Source organism: Pseudomonas sp. PMCC200344, assembly GCF_030053095.1.
In the GTDB taxonomy this organism is placed as follows: domain Bacteria; phylum Pseudomonadota; class Gammaproteobacteria; order Pseudomonadales; family Pseudomonadaceae; genus Aquipseudomonas; species Aquipseudomonas svalbardensis.
Window position 1 is genome coordinate 2,745,051 of sequence record NZ_CP125618.1, and the last position, 18,737, is coordinate 2,763,787.

Here is an 18,737-nt window from a genome sequence, read left to right on the forward strand (position 1 = left end):
CTGTTCTCTTGACCCTTGGCCGAGACGACGAGTTCAACGAAATTTTTGCTGTTGTTAAAGCCCTTGCTGCAAGGCAGGGTCGTCGGGATTGAGTTGTTCAAGTTGCGCCAGCAGAATCTGCACGTTCTGTAGCTGGCCGCTTTCTTTCCAGTAGTTGATCAACAATACCCGGGCTCTCCGGTCGGCCGGGTGCCGCTGGACGATCTCCTGCAACTGTTTCTGCGCCGCTTCCAGCTCCTGTTCATCGTGAAGTGTGGTGGCCAGGTCGTAGCGGTAATCCTTGTTGTCCGGCTCCAGCTCCACGGCTTTGGAAAGGCCGAGCAGGGCGAATTCACTTTGCCCGTGATGCAACAGCCAGAGCCCCAGGGCATGTTGCAGGTAGGCTGAATCGGGCTGAGCCTTCAGCTGCTTGGCCAACAGTTGCCGGGCAGCATCGTTTTGGCCCAGGCGATCCAGCACGTCGATTTGCATCACCAGCGCGGGCAGGTTGCCGGGCGCAAGACGCAAGGTGTTCTCCAGCGCCCGCTGCGCCTCTTTCAATTCGGCATTGTGCAGATGCAGCCGAGCCAGTTGATATTGGTTGTCGGCGCTTTCCGGTTGACTCTTCAGGTCCTGTTCCCAGGCATCGATGGCTTGCTCCAACGGCCCGAAGTACAAACCGAGATCGTCCGGCGATAGCCCCAGCAAGGCGTTTACGGCGGCATAGCGGACGCGCTGTTCGCCGTCATCGAGTAACGGGGCCAGCAGCAGGCTGCGCTGACCGCTGGGCACCAGACCGCTGATGCTTTTGATCGCTGCAATGCGCACGTCTGGTGATTCATGCTGCAAGTCCGAATCCGCCAGTTTCAGGGCCACGGAGCTGGGGTAGTTGGGCAGTTCGGCATGCAACCAGACGCGGCGTTTGACCGATATATCAGGGCGGCCCAATTGCTGGTAGAGGACCCGCGCTGCGCCCGGTTGGCCTGCGCGCGCCTGATTCAGCGCCTCGCTGTAGCCACGCTTGATCGCCTCCGGCACAGCGGGGGTCGTGCTGCGCAGGGAAAACCAGGCAACGCCGATGGCAAACAGGACGCAGAGGCTGATGAGCAGGTAGCGGCGGGACTGGGGCATGCAGGAATCCGGGAGCTGGCAAGCTGTTGCAAAGGTGCCAGCTTCGGTCAGGCAAGGCTGTGAGTCAAACACAGACTCAGTTGAATACGTGGGTCAGTCGATTCAAGGCAGTCTGGCTTTTCAATGATTTTGCCTACAGGTTGCGTCGACATTGAAACCCTTCGAGGCGCCTTGGCAGTGACTACGCTTGCTGGAGATGACTCGATGAGCGCTCCCATGCAACCGCTGCTTCAGTACTTCAACGCGATATTCAACCCCGGACCCGGAGTGGCGTTGTTCGCCCTGCAACATAGAATCTCCCACAGGGATATGCGTTGAATTCGGGATCGGCAAAAAAAAGCCCCGCGACCGAATGAGGCGCAGGGCAAAGGAATTGGTTGGTTGCGGCCAACCAAAGGAGCTCGTTAAAACATTACTTGCTGGCGACCGTCTCTGGTTGCCAGCCACCGCCCAGGGCTTTGTAAATCGCGACAATGCCGCGATACAGATCGACTTCGGCCTGAGCCTGGGTGTCTTCAGCCGCCAGCCGCTCACGTTGAGCGTCGAGCAGGACGAGGAAGTCCGCTGTGCCTTCGCGGTAGCGAATTTGCGCGAGGTCGGCCGCGGCGCGGCTGGATTCGCTCTGACGAATCAGCGAGATCAAGCGCTGTTGACGTTTGCCGTAGTCGCTAAAGGCGTTTTCCGATTCTTCCAACGCCAACAGGACTTGCTGCTCGTAGGTCGCCAGGGCGCCTTCGGCATCAGCATCGGCACCACGTAGACGGGCACGCACGCTGCCAAGGTCGAACGCCGCCCAGGTAATGCTTGGGCCCAGTGCCCAGGCGTTGGCCGCCGAGGAACCAATCTGCGAACCGCGCCCGGCGGTGAAACCGAGGAAACCGCTGAGGCTGACCCGTGGGAACAAATCAGCCTTGGCCACGCCGATACGGGCGGTGGCAGAGGCCAGTTTGCGCTCGGCGCTGAGAATGTCCGGGCGACGTTGCAGCAGTTCACCCGGATCACCGATCGGGAGGGCCTTGGCAATCGCCGGCAAGTCTTTTGGACTCAAGTCGACGGTCAGCTTGTCCGGCCGTTCACCCAACAGGGTAGCGATGCGGTTTTTCTGCCGAACCTGTTCAGCCTGCAATTGCGGCACGCTGGCTTCGACGGACGCCAGGCGTGCATCGGCGCGGACCACATCGAGCTGATCGCCGACGCCGGCATCACGCAGGCTGACGGTGATCTTGCTCGATTCTTGCTGGTTGTTCAGGTTGGCCAGGGCGATCTTTTCCCGCAGCTGCGCACCGCGCAGTTGACCGTAGGCGTCCACTAGTTCGGCAATCATCGAGACTTGCAGTTGGTACAGATCGGCTTCGAGCGCCTGCTGTTCGGCGTCGGCAGATTCCAGGTTGCGCTGGATACGGCCAAACAGGTCGATCTCCCACGCCATGTCCAGGCCCAGGTCGTAGCGTTCGCTATTGACCCGCTTAGTGGTCTGGCCCGGAATCTGACCCTTGCCCAGATCACTGCTGGCACGGCTGGTGATGGTCGGCATGGCGTCATTGCTGACGTCATCGCGAATCGCTCGCGCCGCTTTCCAGCGGGCAAAGGCCACGCGCAAATCACGGTTGCCTTGCAGCGATTGAGTCACCAACTGGTTGAGGGTCGGGTCTTCGAACTGCTGCCACCAGATGCCTTCGAAACGCGAGCGGTCGAAGTTCTTCTGACCGGCGCTGCCATCGGTGGCGGTAGTGATGTTGGCCGGTTCAGTGGCTGGGGTCTTGTAGTCCGGGCCGACGGCACAGGCACTCAGGGCAAGTACCAGAAGGCTCAGCAGGAAGGCTTTCAGGCTCATTGTTGCGCCTCCAGTTTCAGGGCCTTGGCGGCTTTGCGCTTTTCACCGCGCTCCACAAAGTTACGAATCAATACGTAGAACACTGGCGTCAGCAACAGACCGAAGAAGGTCACCCCGAGCATCCCGGAGAACACCGCCACACCCATGGCGTGACGCATTTCGGCACCGGCACCGCTGGAGAAGACCAGAGGCACAACACCCATGATGAACGCGAAGGAAGTCATCAGGATCGGCCGCAGACGCAGACGGCAGGCTTCCAGTACCGCGGCGAGCGGGCTGAGGCCTTCGTCCTCCTGTTTGTCCTTGGCAAACTCGACGATCAGAATCGCGTTCTTACAGGCAAGTCCCACCAGTACGATCAAGCCGATCTGGGTGAAGATGTTGTTGTCGCCTCCCGAAGCAATCACACCGGTGATGGCCGACAGCAGGGTCATCGGTACGATCAGGATCACCGCCAGTGGCAGGCTCCAGCTTTCGTATTGAGCCGCGAGTACCAGGAACGCCAGCAGTACGCAGAGCGGGAACACGAACAGCGCGGTGTTACCGGACAGAATCTGCTGGTAGGTCAGGTCGGTCCATTCGTAGGTCATGCCGTTCGGAAGTTCTTCCTTGAGCAGTTTCTCGATGGCTTTTTCGGCCTGGCCGGAGCTGTAGCCGGGGGCTGCCGCACCGTTGATTTCAGCGGTGATGAAGCCGTTGTAGTGCATCACGCGGTCCGGGCCCGAGGTGTCGCTGACCTTGATGAAGGTCGCCAGCGGGATCATCTCGCCTTTGTTGTTACGCACTTTCAGCTGACCGATCTGGTCTGGTTCGAGACGGAACTGCTGTTCAGCCTGAACGTTGACCTGATAAGTACGACCAAAGCGGTTGAAGTCGTTGGCATACAGCGAACCCAGATAGATCTGCAGGGTGTCGAAGATGTCGCTGACGGCCACGCCGTGGGTCTTGGCTTTTTCGCGGTCGATAGCCGCATCGACCTGTGGCACGTTCACGGTGTAGCTGGTGAACAGGGCGGCCAGTTCCGGCACGTTGTGGCTTTTGTTGATGATGTTCATCGTTTCTTTGTACAGCTCGTCATAACCCAGGTTGCCCCGGTCTTCGATCTGCAGGCGGAAACCACCGATGGTGCCCAGGCCTTGTACGGGCGGCGGCGGGAAGATCGCCATGTAGGCTTCTTGAATCCCGGCGAACTGGCCGTTCAACGCACCGGCAATCGCACCGGCGGACATGCTCGGATCTTTACGCTCATCGAACGGTTTCAGGGTCACGAACACGATGCCGGCGTTAGGGCTGTTGGTGAAACCGTTGATCGACAGGCCCGGGAAGGCCACGGCACTTTCCACGCCAGGCTGTTTCAGGGCGAGGTCGGACATGCGTTTGATCACGTCTTCGGTGCGGTCCAGGCTCGAGGCGTCCGGCAGTTGCGCGAAGGCCACCAGGTATTGCTTGTCCTGGCCGGGTACGAAACCGGTCGGGGTGCTGGAGAAACCGAAGAAGGTCAACACCATCAGGCCTGCGTACAACAGCAGGGCAATGCCGCTGCTGCGGATAACCCGGCCCACGGTGCCGACATAACCGTGGCTGGCCTTGTCGAAGAAGCGGTTGAACGGACGGAACAGCCAGCCACCGAAGATCTTGTCGAGGACCTTGGAGAAACCGTCCTTCGGCGCGTCGTGGCTCTTGAGCAAAACTGCAGCCAGTGCAGGCGACAGGGTCAGCGAGTTGAACGCCGAGATCACAGTCGAGATCGCAATGGTCAGGGCGAACTGTTTATAGAACTGCCCGGTCAACCCGGAGATGAAGGCCGCCGGGATAAACACCGCACACAGCACCAGTGCCGTCGCGATGATCGGACCGGTCACTTCACGCATGGCCCGTTTGGTTGCTTCGACCGGCGTTAGTCCCAGTCCGATGTTTCGCTCGACGTTCTCCACCACCACGATGGCGTCGTCCACCACGATACCGATGGCCAGTACCAATCCGAAGAGTGACAGGGCGTTCAGCGAGAAACCGAACAGGTGCATCACTGCAAACGTACCGATCAGCGAAACCGGCACCGCCACCAACGGAATGATCGAGGCGCGCCAGGTTTGCAGGAACAGGATCACCACCAGCACCACGAGGATCAGCGCTTCGAAGAGGGTGTGAACCACCGCCTCGATGGAGCCGCGCACGAAGATCGTCGGGTCATAGACGATGCTGAAGTCCATGCCTTCCGGGAAGTTCTTCTTCAGCTCGGCCATTTTCTCCCGAACGTCGTTGGAGATCTGGATCGCGTTGGAGCCAGGGCGCTGGAAGATCGGGATCGCTACTGCCGGCTGGTTGTTCAGCAAGGAACGCAGGGCGTATTGGCTGGAGCCGAGTTCGACGCGAGCAATGTCTTTCAGGCGAGTGATTTCACCGTTCTCGCCGGAGCGAATGATGATGTTCTCGAACTCTTCTTCAGAAACCAGACGACCTTGCGTGTTGACCGACAGCTGGAACGCAGTGGCATTCGGTGCAGGAGGTGCACCCAACGCACCGGCAGCCACTTGACGGTTCTGTTCACGGATTGCGGTCACGACGTCGGTGGCGGTCAGGTTACGCGAAGCGGTCTTGTTCGGATCGAGCCAGACCCGCAGCGAGTAATCGCCCATACCGAACAGCTGCACATCACCTACACCACCCAGACGCGCCAGCTCATCCTTGATGTTGAGCAAGGCGTAGTTGGACAGGTAGAGCATGTCGTAGCGTTTGTCCGGCGAGGTCAAGTGCACAACCATGGTCAGGTCGGGCGATGCCTTGTCCACGGTGATACCGATGCGGGTCACTTCCTCGGGAAGTTTTGGCTCGGTCCGGGTCACGCGGTTCTGCACTTGTACCTGTGCGTTATCTAGGTCAGTGCCCAGCGCAAAGGTGATGGTCAGGGTGATCTTGCCGTCAGCGGTGGACTGCGAGGACATGTACAGCATGTTCTCGACGCCGGTGATGGCTTGCTCCAACGGAGCTGCCACGGTTTCACCGATAACTTTAGGGTTGGCACCCGGGAAGTTCGCACGAACCACAACGGTCGGCGGAACCACTTCCGGGTATTCGCTGATCGGCAACTGGAATAGCGAGATGGCGCCGGCGATCAGGATCAGCAGCGAAAGTACCGCTGCAAAGATCGGCCGTGAAATGAAGAATTGGGAAAAATTCATCGTAGTGATCCCTTAACCGCGTGGTGTCGCGGCAGCCAGTTTCACAACCGAACCCGGCGCGACCTTGGCAGGTGCGACTTGGGGCAGGTTGCTGGCTTCCAGCGCTTGTCGTTGTTGTGCGAGTGCCGCGAGGGTTTGTTCACTGGCCATCGGGATCACTTCTGGCGTGACCGGCGAACCAGGGCGAACCCGTTGCAGGCCCTTGACGATGACGGTGTCGTCCTTGTTCAGGCCGCTGCGCACGATGCGCAAACCTTCGATCTTCGGACCGAGCTCGACCGAGCGGTAAACCGTTTTGTTGTCGGCATCCATCACCAGCACGAACTTTTTACCCAGATCGGTACCGACCGCTTCGTCGTTGATCAGCACGGCGGAATAGGTGCCGCTGCCGACCAGTTTCAAGCGTGCATACAGGCCTGGGGTGTAGGCGCCGTCGCTGTTGTCGAACACGGCACGACCGCGGATGGTGCCGGTTTTCGGGTTGACCTGGTTGTCGACGAAGTTCATCACGCCCTGGTGTGGGTTGCCGTCTTCGTTGGAGAGGCCGAGGTACACCGGCGTGGTAGCACCGCGTTTGCCCTGGCGAGCGAGCTGGGTGTATTTGAGGAACACACGCTCGTCGGCGTCGAAGTAGGCGTAGACCTTGTCGGTGGACACCACACTGGTCAGCGCGGTGGTATCGGCGGTCACGAGGTTGCCGGCGGTGATTTCCGCGCGGCTGACGCGACCACTGATCGGCGCGGTGACACGGGTGAAGCTCAGGTTCAGTTTGGCCAGATCCAATTGTGCCTGGAGGGCTCCGACGGCGGCGCGGGCTTCTTGAGCCGCACTGGTGCGCGAGTCAGCCAGCTCGGCGGAGATCGCGTTGCTGGTGCGCAGACGCTCACCGCGTTGGGATTCGTTTTCGCTGCGGGTGGCGTTGGCACGGGACTGGGCAACCAGGGCTTCGAGGCGGCGGACCTCGGCCTGGAATGGACGCGGGTCGATCTGGAACAGCAAGTCGCCTTTCTTGACCAATGCGCCTTCAGTGAACGCTACTTCATCGATCTGACCAGAGACCCGTGGACGAATTTCTACGGTTTCCGGCGCTTCGAGGCGCCCGGTGAACTCGTCCCACTCGTTAACCGGTTGTTCCAGCACCTTGGCCACGCTGACCTTGGCTGCGGGCATAGTGGCGGCTGTGTCCGGAGTCTTGCCGCAGGCGCTCATCACCAGTACGGCCAACAGGGCCAACGGGAAGCGCAAATGTTTGAGTGATTGTTCCATGGATGCATCCGCCAATGTATTGAGAATGGACGGATGATGCTCGGCGAGGTTGTATCGCACGAATCGAATGAGACAAAGGTAACTATCATTCGGAATGATATAAGCGCCAGCCAAGCTCTCTAGCGTGCACCTTTCGTTAGGCGGCTATCAATTGGATTGATGACAATTCAGTGTTGCGGGGAATGCAAAGGTTCAGCTTGAGACCGGGTTGCGGCCTTCGCGAGCAGGCTCGCTTCCACAGGGATTTGTGAACACCGCAAACCAATGTGGGAGCGAGCCTGCTCGCGAAGAGGCCATCAGTACCGATACAACAATCAGGGTCAAGCGAGGCTATCAGGATCCCCGAAAAACATCTGAATCCTTGAGCGCAACCAACGCTCGCCCGGATCATTATCCTGCGACCCACGCCAGGCCATGTGCAATTCAAAACTGCGCACCGGCAACGGTGGATCTTCAGCCCGCACACCGCCGGCCGCCGTCAACGCTTCAGCCGTGTAATCCGGCACTGTTGCGACAATATCGGTCCCGCTGATGAGTGTGCTGAGTCCGTTGAACTGTGGCACTGCGAGCACCACATGTCGTTTGCGTCCGAGCTTTTCCAGCTCTTCATCTATAAAGCCGCTCAGGTCACCGGCGAACGACACCAGTGCATGAGGCCGTGCGCAGAAATCATCCAGGCTCAACGGCCCCGGCACCGTGTCGGCCCGCAACAGCTTAGGCATGCTGCGACGCAGTATTTTGCGCTTGGCGTTGGCCGGCAGGTCGGCGGTGTAGCTGACGCCGATAGAAATTTCGCCCGAGGCCAGCAGGCTCGGCATCAGGATGTAGTTGGCCCGGCGCACCACCAGCACGATCCCCGGTGATTCGGCGCGCAGGCGCTTGAGCAGCATCGGCAGCAGGGCGAACTCGACATCGTCCGACAGACCGATGCGAAACACCGCGGTGCTGGTCGCCGGGTCGAATTCCGCCGCACGACTTACCGCGGTGGAAATCGAATCCAGTGCAGGCGAGAGCAGGGCGAAGATTTCCACCGCCCGGGCGGACGGTTCCATGCTGCGGCCGGTACGCACGAACAACGGATCATCGAACAGCCCGCGCAGGCGCGAGAGCGCCGCACTGATGGCCGGCTGCCCGAGGAACAATTTCTCCGCAGCGCGGGTCACACTGCGTTCGTGCATCAATGTTTCGAAAACGATCAACAGGTTCAGGTCGACACGACGCAGGTCATTACGATTCATCTGGAGTCCTGGCAGAGTCATCAAGCTTGACGAGAGCGGCCATATGAGAACAATGGCCGGCGTGAATATTAAGGGGAAAGGCTGCTACTCTGCACCGAGTAATTCAGTTTTCCTGAAAAGGCTGCTTCGGTTTTCACGGCATTTGACGATGTCGCCGGCGCTGCGGAATCAATGACAGGCATGTCGACTATTAATAGCCACTGATAGTCTTGGGTAGAAAGCCCAGATAGAGTTCAGGGCATTAGAGGTTTCTTTGACGAGGTTTGCGATGTCCCGCACGATCCGTTTTCACAAGTTTGGTCCAGCCGAGGTGCTCAAATGCGAAGAGCATGCGGCCGCTCTCCCTGCACCGGGCGAAGTGCAGGTGCGCGTCGAGGCGATTGGCATCAGCTGGTACGACATTCTTTGGCGCCAGAACCTGGCCTCGTCCCACGCTCGTCTGCCTTCAGGCCTCGGCCATGAAATGTCCGGCGTCGTGACGGCGGTTGGCGAGGGCGTCGATGACCTGGCTGTCGGTGACAAGGTCGCCAGCTTCCCGGCTGAAAGCCCCAACGATTATCCGGTCTACGGCGAGCAGATCGTTCTGCCGCGCTCGGCACTCACCCGTTACCCGGACGTGCTCAGCCCGATCGAAGCCAGCGTGCATTACACGCCGCTGCTGATCGCTTACTTCGCTTATGTCGATCTGGCACGGGTCAAGCCCGGGCAATTCGCCCTGGTGACCGACGCCAGTCACTGTGCCGGTCCGTCCTTTGTACAACTGGGCAAGGCTCTGGGTATCCGGGTCATTGCCGCGACCAAGACAGCGGAAGAGCGTGAGAATCTGCTGTCCCTGGGTGCCGAGAAAGTCATCGTCACCGAAGAGCAGGATCTGCTGATGCAGATCAACAAGATCACCGACAACCGTGGCGTGGACGTTGTGTTCGACGGTCTCGGCGGTCCACAGATGTCGTTGCTTGGCGATGTGCTTGCACCTCGCGGCAGCCTGGTGCTGTATGGCCTGCAAGGCGGCAACCAGACGCCGTTCCCGGCCTGCGCAGCGTTCCAGAAGAACATCCAGTTCTTTGTGCACTGCATCGGCAACTTCACCGGCAAGCCTGAACTGGGCATCATCCAGGACCAGGTCGCACTGCAACGCGCCTTGCGCGACATCAACCAGATGACCGCCGACCGCGTGCTGCTGCCGCTCAAGACTCGGGTCTTCCCGTTTGCCGAGTTTGTCGAAGCACACCGCTACATGGACGAATGCCCATGCCGCGAACGGGTCGCCCTTCAGGTCGAACCTGCATAAGCCCTTCATGTAAGCCCCTCTGCATGAGTCCGTGCCCCCACGGACTCTCCTGTTTTCAGCTCCTGCCAAAATGAGACGTCCCATTGCCCCGTCAATGGGTCAGTTCAGCAACTGAACTGGTTTTTGCTCTCAATCTGTATCTTCTAATCATCATATAAGCCTTGATAATTGAATGATTACTTTTATCTCAAGGAATGAGTCATGGCTGGGTATCAGGTTGATACTTTTCAATACACACTGTTAATACATATCCGACCAATAGTTCGTCGTTGCGCAGTTGCCAAAAAAACATGGGTGACTTCTTTCTCTATTTCTTGTGCTAATTGTCTGTGGGACGCTGTCGGACATTTCCTAGGATGTCGCTCGCAGCCGTTAGAGGCCGGTTCTACAGGGGGTCGCGGCCACCTGTCTCTGGACGGAGCAGGGGAGACCTCCAGTTATTTCAAATAATTACTAAAAGCTTAAGTGCTAGCATTTGGCAATAACGTCCAGTACTTCAATCGTGGCAAGCAACCCATTGCGCAATGCGTGTCGTTGTTGGCGCGATATCGAACTTACAAGCATCAGGTAAATAAAGATGACCAATATCCATGACCAAGCGATGAACTATGTCTATCAGCAAGTATTGCAGCGATTGCTGAGTTTCTTCTCGCGCGCCGAACGCACGGCATTGCAGCTGATGATTCAGCGACTGGTGGTGGCCGCCGGGGGTATGGAGCGTATTGGCGATTACAAGGTACTGGCGATTCAGTCCGGCTCCCGCGACAGTTGTTACACCCTGGCGCTGCTGCGCGCTGCACAGCTGAGTATCGCAGGCCGGGCGCCAGCGACATTCCAGTTGCGAGTGGCATCCTTGCGCTTGAACGGCGCAAGCCCGACGGCCCTGGAAAACATCCATCGCAGCTACAGCGCCTTGTTCCTCTACGACGATCCTCGGGTCGAAGTGTTGATGGTCGATAACCGGGAAGTCCTGCCGTTCAACCACCTGACGCCGATTTCCGAAGGCGGCCGTGAGTCGAATCGGCTCAATCTTTTGATGGTGGGCCATTGCCGCGCCTGGAACGGGCCGCTTGATCTGTGGGACGACGGGTATCTGGCCACCGGCGAGTTCTATGGGCAAATAGCTCGTTGGGACAGCGGTGTCGATGCGTTGATCAGCAGCGACTCACCTCGTCAGCAGAAGCAGTTTCTCGACGGGTTGAAACGTGCTGCCGCCAAGGCCGGGCTCAAGACCTCGAATCACCACGAAACCGGCTACGAGGTGCTTTTCGCGCTGCTCGATGAACTGGGCTGCGACTGCTACCGCGCTTTTTATGCTGAGCATGACCAGGTTGCGTGGCGTCCGGCCGAACGATTTGAGGCCTGTCGTCGCACCACGTACATCGACATTCACGACATGCTGGTCAGCAACCTGGAAGAGCGTTGGCCGCTGCTCACAGAGTTTCTCGGTTTTCAACCTGACGAACTGGGGGCTCAGCTCAGCGACAACGAGTACGTCAGCCTTTCTATCTCTGCACACATGCGGGGTTTGCAGTCGTGTTTCGTGCTCGACCGCGGCTACGAGACGGGTGTCGCCGAATACCTGCAACGAGCCTTGGTGATGATGCGGCGCAAACAACTGGCGGAACGGTTGTGCGAGCAAGCGGTAGAGGTGTTCGGTAATCCGGCAACGTTGGCCGAGCAGCGCATGCTGGCAGCGGCCGAGGCTCAAAAAAACCTTGGCCTGAGCGAGGCCCAACTGGTGTGCCTGCTCTTTTCACCTTTCGTCGAGAATGGCGCGGCGCTTGAGCGTTTTCTGCGTCAGTGCCACCCCGGCATGCTCGTGGCGATGCCTGATTTGCACCGGGCAATGCAGGGCAATCCGGTGCCGGAGCAGGTTCTGCAATGGATGACCGACGTCAGCGGGTTGCCGGTCAGCTTGATCGGCAAGCTTTACCGCATGGGCCCGGTGTCTGCGGATGAGGGTAGGGCAGGCGCCCCGGAACTCGGCGACGCGGGTTTGCAAGCCGAAGCATCCGACTTTGACGACGACACGGCGGTGGCGGATGAATGGTCAGCGGGGCGCTGAAAGTGCGTGGCTTGACAGATTTCCTGACGATGCATGAAGACGTTCACACGGCATTCGGCCCTCGCCCATGAAAGGGCCACGAGAAACTGACTTCGCGTATCAGGCGGTGTACCGATATCTGACTAACCTGATCAACGAACCGGTCAGTGACACGCGAGTCCGTCTGCCTTCCTTGCGACAGTTGGCGGAGCGTCTGAGCGTATCGATCTCGACCATTCAGTACGCTTATTCGCTTCTGGAGAAGGAAGGGCGCGTTTATTCGGTCGCCAAGTCCGGATATTACGCGTTACCGGTGTCCTCCATCAGCACGCTCAGCAGTGGCAACGACCTGCTCGAAACCGTTTATGTCAACGCCAGGCGTCCCGGTATGCTGGTCTTGAGCGCCGATGAACCGGCGTTGTTGCAACCCCTCGACAGTCCGTTGTTACTGCTGGAACGAGAACTGCTGCGCCAGTATCCGCGTCAGCCGCAACCGACATCGCAACCTTGCGGCGAGCTGGAGTTGCGCATTGCCCTGGCAGCGCGCTACACCTCCTCGCCGCTGCGCTGCTGGCACGCCGACGATGTCTATATTGGCGCCGACCTGCGTGGCGTGCTGGAAATACTGATCGCTGTGTTGAATCTCAAGGACGCCACGGTGTTGGTCGAGTCGCCGTGCGACTGGGCGATTCTGCGGTTGCTCCAGGCTGCGCAGGTGCGAGTGATCGAGCTGGCGGTGCAATCCAGCGGTGGCCTGGACGTCGAATGGCTCAAGGAGCTGCTGGAGACCGAGCCGGTGCGGCTGGTGATGGTTTCATCGGGGCTGAACATGCCGCGGGGCAGCCTGGCACCCGACGACAACCGACAAGTCGTCGCGCAGTTGCTGGAACGACATGGCAGTTGGGTGTTGGAAAACGACTGCTACGGCGAACTCGGATTCGAACCGGACGGCCAGCGGTTTCGCGACTTGCTGGACCCCGATCGGCTGATCGTGTTTTCCACGTTCGAGAAAATCATCGGACCGGAGGCGCCATACGGCTATCTGCTGTCGCGGCATTTCAGTGCTGAACTGCAACGGTACTTTCTGCTGCGTTCGTTCCGCTTGTCACCGATTCGCCAGAAAGCCATCGCTCGCTTGTATGGCAATGGACGTGTCGATCAGCATCTTCAGGTATTACGGCGGATGCTCAAGGACCGCAAGGTGCAGATGACTCAGCTGTTGCAGGAGCGTCTGGGAGATGCCTTGCACTTTGTCGAACCCCAGGGCGGCGCAACCATCTGGGTTCGTTCGCTGCGCCAGGTCGATGTACGTCGGGTGTTCCAGCGCCTGCTCAAGCACCAGGTGGTGATCGCACCGGGAGAGCTGTTCAGTCTCCAGGGCTTGCATGCGCAACACTTGCGCCTGAGTCACACCTTCGGCGGTGATCACGACCTTGCCGCGGCAATGGGCTTGTTAGGGGACGCCTTGCGTCTGGAGTCGATCGACTGAACGGGGCCACACACCCTCCGTGACACTCATGGATCGATCCCATCGCGTTGCGGTCGAACTGCCAGTAAACTGCGTTCCTATTCCTGAACCACTCGACTTCAGAGGTTTTGCATGACACTCAGTCCTTTTGCGGGCAAACCGGCACCGGTAGAACTGTTGGTCGACATCCCGCGACTGGTTACGGCCTATTACACCGGCCAGCCCGATGCCGCCATTTCGACCCAGCGCGTAGCTTTTGGCACGTCCGGGCACCGAGGCAGCTCGTTCGACTTGAGTTTCAACGAATGGCACGTCCTCGCGATCAGCCAGGCGATCTGCCTGTACCGCGAAGCCCAAGGCATCGACGGCCCGCTGTTCGTCGGCATCGACACCCACGCGTTGTCCACCCCGGCCGGCGCCAGTGCCCTTGAAGTGCTGGCCGCCAACGGCGTGACGGTAATGATCGCCGAAGGTGACGAATACACCCCGACACCGGCCATTTCCCACGCCATTCTCTGCTACAACCGCGGGCGTACGTCGGGCCTGGCGGACGGCATCGTCATCACGCCGTCGCACAATCCGCCGCAAAGCGGTGGCTACAAATACAACCCTACCAATGGTGGCCCGGCCGATACCCACATCACCAAGTGGATCGAAGCCAAGGCCAACGAACTGCTGAGCAACAAGCTCGCCGGCGTCAAACGCATCAGCTACGAGCAGGCGCTGAAGGCCAGCACGACCCATCGTCACGATTACCTCAATACCTACGTCGCCGACCTGATCAACGTGATCGACTTCGACGCCATCCGTGATGCCAAGCTGCGTCTGGGTGTCGATCCGCTGGGCGGAGCAGGGGTGCGCTACTGGTCGGCGATTGCCGAGCATTACCGTCTGGACCTGGAGGTGGTCAACAAACAGGTCGATCCGACCTTCCGCTTCATGACGGTCGACTGGGATGGTCAGATCCGCATGGACCCATCGTCCACTCACGCCATGCAGGGCCTTATCGGTCTGAAAGAGCGTTTCGACGTAGCATTCGCGTGCGACCCGGACCACGATCGTCATGGCATCGTGACCCCGTCCGGTGGTTTGCTCGCGCCGAACAACTACCTCGCCGTATCGATCGACTACCTGTTCCAGAACCGTCCGCAATGGCGCGCCGATGCGGCCGTGGGTAAAACCGTGGTCAGCAGCGGCTTGATCGATCGCGTGGCAAAACGTCTGGGTCGTCGCCTGTACGAAGTGCCGGTCGGCTTCAAGTGGTTTGCTGACGGCCTGTTCGACGGCTCTCTGGGCTTCGGCGGTGAAGAAAGTGCCGGTGCGTCGTTCCTTCGCAAGGATGGCAGCGTCTGGTGCACCGACAAGGACGGTTTGATCCCGGCACTGCTGGCCGCAGAAATGACCGCCCGCACCGGTCGCGACCCAAGTCAGGCCTATCGCGCCTTGACCGATGAGCTGGGCGAACCGTTCTCGGTGCGCGTCGATGCCAAAGCCAATCCTGAGCAGAAGGCCCTGCTGAGCAAATTGTCGCCGGACCAGGTCACCTCGACCCAACTGGCGGGCGAAGCGATCCAGAGCATCCTCAGTCATGCACCGGGTAACGACCAGGCGATCGGTGGTCTGAAAGTCATGACCGAGAACGGCTGGTTCGCGGCGCGTCCGTCGGGCACTGAAGACATTTACAAGATCTACGCTGAAAGCTTCGTCAGTGACGAACACCTCAAGCAATTGGTAGCAGAAGCGCAAACACTGGTGGACGGCGCGATCTCTGCGAAGTAATCCAGAATGTAAAAAGGGGCGGCCATGACGGTCGCCCCTTTTTTTTTGTCCCGCATTTACAAGATCAAGCCAGGTCCACCAGGACGATTTCACTGTCTTCGATGGCGGTCACCCGCAACACTTGCTCATCGGCAACTGCAATACCGTCTCGAGCTTGTGCACGCAAGCCATTGACTTCAATGACACCGGTAGCCGGTACCAGATAGGCGCGACGGCCATTGTCCAGGCGATACTCGGCGGATTCACCGGCCTTGAGGTTCGCGGCCACTAATCGCGCATCGGCTCGAATCCGCAGGCTTTGATCGTCGCCGGCCTTGCCGCTTGCCAGTGTCACGAAACCTTCGCGCTGACCTTTCGGAAAGGGCTTGGCGCCCCAGGACGGTGCCAAACCGGATTCGTTCGGGATGATCCAGATCTGGAATATCCTGGTCTCGGTCGCTTCCAGGTTGTATTCACTGTGGGCGATCCCGGTGCCGGCGCTCATGACCTGAACGTCGCCCGCTTGGGTACGGCCCTTGTTGCCCAGGTTGTCTTCGTGAGTGATTGCGCCTTCACGGACGTAAGTGATGATTTCCATGTCCCGGTGCGGGTGTTTCGGGAACCCGGTGCCAGAGGCAATCACGTCGTCGTTCCACACCCTCAGGTTGCCCCAGTTCATGCGTTTTGGGTCATGGTACTCGGCGAACGAAAAGTGGTGATGAGCATCCAACCAGCCATGGTTGGCGCCGCCCAGGGAGTTGAAGGGTCTGAGTTCAAGCATGATCGTCTCCTGAAAAGGTTCGTCATGGGGCAGGAGCGCCTGAGCCACGAAACGCGAACCGGTGGTTGATGGCGAGCATCATCTATCAGGCACTGATCGATAAAAAGTGTAAAAAATGCCTCAATACAATCGAATAATTTGATATCAAATCACCTCGAAAGATTCTCACCCAACCTTCACTTCATCGCATAAGCCAATGACCTGTAAGCATTTCACTAGAACTGAACGGCAAATGCAGACACCATAGCCCTCAACAGCCTCACACCCTGGAGTCAGCCCGCGTGCCGCAACACACCCCCGATCTTCCTCCTGAACTTCGTCCCCTGGCCGAGATGCCGCTGCTCAAGCGTCTGGCCGCCCGGTTCTTTGGTCACGGCCTGACGCGTCTGCGCGCACAACACCGAGCATCCTGGCTGCACGGCCAGGCCGACGGCTTTCGCAGTGGGCACAGTGCCGGGGTGGATTACGGCTATAAGGAAGGCAAACTTGAAGGGTTGGAGGAAGGCCGGCAGGTATTGTTGATTCGTGACTCGCGTTCGACCGAACACCGGCCGCCCAACGTTGACGAGAATCTGTTCGACGATTGGCGTCTGCCGTTGAGCGCTGAGTTGAAGAAGCGCATGAAGACGGATGTCGCTCGACTGCTGCCACCGCACGCCCAGCCCAGCGCTGCGCAGTGGAAAATGATCTTCAGCTACACACCCTCGACCTCGGTGATTGCCGGCGCGGGTGCGGGCAAGTCGACCACGTTGGTGTTGCGTATTTTGCTGCTGACCCATTATCTGGGGTTCGAGCTTAGTTCGATGACGGTGGTGACCTTTACCCGTGAATCGCGCAAAGACTTCATCAATAAACTGATCGAGCTGTTTGCACTCTGGGGCTGGTCGCTCAGTTTCAAAGAGGCGCGTGATCTGGTGCGCACCTTCCATTCGCGAATCCTGCCAATGGTTCGCAGCCTGCCAGGCTTCGAGCGGCTGCAAGCCTTTGAAAACCTCAGTCACCGTGCGCAAAACGGCGATGAGGAGGTCGACAGCAATCCTTTCGACCTGCGCATCAACGACGCCCAGCGCCAGCAACTCAACGCTTGCTATTACAGCCTGCACACGCGCAATGAGCGCTTTCGCGAATTGATCAAGCCATTGTCCCGTCACGCGCTGCAACTCAGGGAGCTGGAGCGCGATCACCCGGACGTGCAAAAGCGCATGGCCGTGACCGAACTGGCCGCCAAGCGTGATGAAGAGCTCTGCGACGCTATCGAAGACTTGTGGTTTCGCGCGGGTGCCTGGCCAATCAAAGGCATCGAGCCGAAGCGCCAGACATTCGATATCAACGGTTCAACATTTCATTGTCATGGCTATATTCCGAGCCTGGACGCTTGGGTGGTGCTGGGATTCGATCCCCGGGAGAACCCGCAGGTCAGCCGCCCTAATGCCAAATTGAGCGTGCGCGCGGAATGGGCGGTCAAGCGAACCCTGTTTCAAGCTTTCTGTCGTAAACCATTGATATGGCTTGATAGTTACGAGTCATCAAAGCGTGTATTGGCGTCCCTTGGAGGCGATGCCAGTGCCGGGCCGGGCTTCGATTACAAGGTCAAGGGCGAGCTCAGCTCTGCGCCGTTACTGGACTGTTTTGTCGCTGCGGCGGGGTTTATCGAGAACCTCGGCCTGGATGTACCCACTGCCGTGGGCCAGATGAGTTTTGCCAAGGACGACCCGGACCGGTTTTTCTTCGAGGCCTTGAGCCTGTACTGGCGAGCGCTGGAAGATCATCTGATTGATCAGAAACCACCGGTGATGACCTACAACCGGATGTTCGCCTTGTTCAGCGAACATTCGCCGGAAAACCTGAAACTGCTGAGCGACGAGCTGCTCAGGCCGATGTCGCACTTGATGATCGACGAATTTCAGGACGTATCGCCGCAGATCGTTTCCTGGATCCGCGCCAGCCTGACGGAAATCCGCAGTCGCGGGCCCGCCATGCACGTGGGGCGCGGTGCACAACGTTCGTCCTTGCTCTGTGTCGGCGATGATTGGCAGTCCATCTATGGCTGGCGGGGCAGTTCGCCGACGTATTTCATGGAATTCAACAAGGAATTTCCGTCGCCGAGCACGACCAAAGTCATGCTGAGCGACAACTACCGTAGTCACCAGCACATCATCGATGCCGCCGAACATATCGTTCGTGCGGCGCCGGCGATCGCAGGCAAGAAGGCCAAGGCCAGTGGCGAACCGAAGGCATTGCTGCCGGTTAACGTTCTCGATCGTGACGATCAAGGCATGGCCAAACGCTTGATGGAGCACTACAGAAAGGGCGATTCGATCTTGATGCTTTATCGAAAAAGCAGTGATAAGTCATTGATAGAAGAGCATATTCAGTCTGTAGTTAATGTGGATTCTAGCTTGCCGTACGAAACGCGGCGGCTGAAGCAGCTGACTTATCACAGCGCCAAGGGACTTCAGGCTGACGCCGTGTTCCTGCTGGGTGATTGTCAGCACCTGACCAGTTCACCGTACAAGAACCAGGTCTACCGCATGGCGGGTCTTGGCAAGACAGGCGACAGCGAAGCATATGACAGCGCACAAAAAGACGAGATCCTGCGACTGGCTTACGTCGGCATCACTCGGGCGGTGAGTCATTGCTATTGGTATGTCGATGGGCAAGACACCCAGGCAGCCAACCTGCCTAAAGCTTCCGATCGGATCGACAAGGGCAAGGCGTTCTTTGCCGATCACCGACAGGGCAAGACATCGGCGTGAACCGTAAAA

11 protein-coding genes are annotated in these 18,737 nt (G+C 58.9%); 5 read left to right on the top strand and 6 right to left on the bottom strand.

The window, feature by feature from the left end; genetic code table 11:
- Positions 1–54 precede the first annotated feature (54 nt).
- The 5 genes from QFW87_RS12445 to QFW87_RS12465 form a co-directional block, all read right to left on the bottom strand.
- Positions 55–1,110: a tetratricopeptide repeat protein gene (locus tag QFW87_RS12445; protein ID WP_283190638.1), complete on the bottom strand. Its 1,056-nt coding sequence runs from the start codon at positions 1,108–1,110 to the stop codon at positions 55–57.
- A 412-nt stretch (positions 1,111–1,522) separates the two neighbouring features.
- Positions 1,523–2,944 (bottom strand): TolC family protein, encoded by a 1,422-nt coding sequence (locus QFW87_RS12450; protein ID WP_283190639.1) that lies wholly within the window; start codon positions 2,942–2,944, stop codon positions 1,523–1,525.
- On the bottom strand, positions 2,941–6,123 hold the full coding sequence (locus QFW87_RS12455; RefSeq protein WP_283190640.1) for an efflux RND transporter permease subunit: 3,183 nt from the start codon (positions 6,121–6,123) through the stop codon (positions 2,941–2,943). Before QFW87_RS12455 ends, QFW87_RS12450 begins: the two co-directional genes overlap by 4 nt.
- Before the next feature lie 12 nt (positions 6,124–6,135).
- On the bottom strand, positions 6,136–7,389 hold the full coding sequence (gene mexE, locus QFW87_RS12460; protein WP_008156373.1) for a multidrug efflux RND transporter periplasmic adaptor subunit MexE: 1,254 nt from the start codon (positions 7,387–7,389) through the stop codon (positions 6,136–6,138).
- A gap of 320 nt (positions 7,390–7,709) precedes the next feature.
- A complete protein-coding gene (locus tag QFW87_RS12465) occupies positions 7,710–8,627 on the bottom strand; it encodes a LysR family transcriptional regulator (protein ID WP_283180374.1) in 918 nt (305 codons plus the stop codon).
- A 268-nt stretch (positions 8,628–8,895) separates the two neighbouring features.
- Here QFW87_RS12465 and QFW87_RS12470 point away from each other — a divergent pair, with 268 nt between their 5' ends.
- The 4 genes from QFW87_RS12470 to pgm all read left to right on the top strand — a co-directional run bounded on the left by QFW87_RS12470 (position 8,896) and on the right by pgm (position 15,212).
- Positions 8,896–9,918 carry a zinc-dependent alcohol dehydrogenase family protein gene (locus QFW87_RS12470; protein ID WP_056743735.1) on the top strand — a complete coding sequence of 341 codons (1,023 nt, stop codon included), beginning with the start codon at positions 8,896–8,898 and terminating at the stop codon, positions 9,916–9,918.
- Between the two features lie 577 nt (positions 9,919–10,495).
- Complete coding sequence (locus QFW87_RS12475) at positions 10,496–11,986, top strand: hypothetical protein (RefSeq protein WP_283190641.1); 1,491 nt, start codon at positions 10,496–10,498, stop codon at positions 11,984–11,986.
- A 67-nt stretch (positions 11,987–12,053) separates the two neighbouring features.
- On the top strand, positions 12,054–13,454 hold the full coding sequence (locus QFW87_RS12480; protein WP_283180372.1) for a PLP-dependent aminotransferase family protein: 1,401 nt from the start codon (positions 12,054–12,056) through the stop codon (positions 13,452–13,454).
- Between the two features lie 111 nt (positions 13,455–13,565).
- Positions 13,566–15,212: a phosphoglucomutase (alpha-D-glucose-1,6-bisphosphate-dependent) gene (pgm, locus tag QFW87_RS12485; RefSeq protein WP_283180371.1), complete on the top strand. Its 1,647-nt coding sequence runs from the start codon at positions 13,566–13,568 to the stop codon at positions 15,210–15,212.
- Between the two features lie 64 nt (positions 15,213–15,276).
- Here the strand turns inward: pgm and QFW87_RS12490 are convergent, their stop codons facing one another.
- A complete protein-coding gene (locus QFW87_RS12490; protein WP_283190642.1) occupies positions 15,277–15,972 on the bottom strand; it encodes a pirin family protein in 696 nt (231 codons plus the stop codon).
- A gap of 281 nt (positions 15,973–16,253) precedes the next feature.
- Here QFW87_RS12490 and QFW87_RS12495 point away from each other — a divergent pair, with 281 nt between their 5' ends.
- On the top strand, positions 16,254–18,728 hold the full coding sequence (locus QFW87_RS12495) for a UvrD-helicase domain-containing protein (protein WP_283190643.1): 2,475 nt from the start codon (positions 16,254–16,256) through the stop codon (positions 18,726–18,728).
- Positions 18,729–18,737: the final 9 nt, after the last annotated feature.

What these genes read in the sequence shown, in the direction of transcription:
- QFW87_RS12470 (WP_056743735.1), top strand. Translation starts at nt 8,896, where the DNA reads ATGTCCCGCACGATCCGTTTTCACAAGTTTGGTCCAGCCGAGGTGCTC.
- QFW87_RS12490 (WP_283190642.1), bottom strand. Translation starts at nt 15,972, where the DNA reads ATGCTTGAACTCAGACCCTTCAACTCCCTGGGCGGCGCCAACCATGGC.
- QFW87_RS12480 (WP_283180372.1), top strand. Translation starts at nt 12,054, where the DNA reads ATGAAAGGGCCACGAGAAACTGACTTCGCGTATCAGGCGGTGTACCGA.
- QFW87_RS12450 (WP_283190639.1), bottom strand. Translation starts at nt 2,944, where the DNA reads ATGAGCCTGAAAGCCTTCCTGCTGAGCCTTCTGGTACTTGCCCTGAGT.
- QFW87_RS12465 (WP_283180374.1), bottom strand. Translation starts at nt 8,627, where the DNA reads ATGAATCGTAATGACCTGCGTCGTGTCGACCTGAACCTGTTGATCGTT.
- QFW87_RS12475 (WP_283190641.1), top strand. Translation starts at nt 10,496, where the DNA reads ATGACCAATATCCATGACCAAGCGATGAACTATGTCTATCAGCAAGTA.
- QFW87_RS12455 (WP_283190640.1), bottom strand. Translation starts at nt 6,123, where the DNA reads ATGAATTTTTCCCAATTCTTCATTTCACGGCCGATCTTTGCAGCGGTA.
- pgm (WP_283180371.1), top strand. Translation starts at nt 13,566, where the DNA reads ATGACACTCAGTCCTTTTGCGGGCAAACCGGCACCGGTAGAACTGTTG.
- mexE (WP_008156373.1), bottom strand. Translation starts at nt 7,389, where the DNA reads ATGGAACAATCACTCAAACATTTGCGCTTCCCGTTGGCCCTGTTGGCC.
- QFW87_RS12445 (WP_283190638.1), bottom strand. Translation starts at nt 1,110, where the DNA reads ATGCCCCAGTCCCGCCGCTACCTGCTCATCAGCCTCTGCGTCCTGTTT.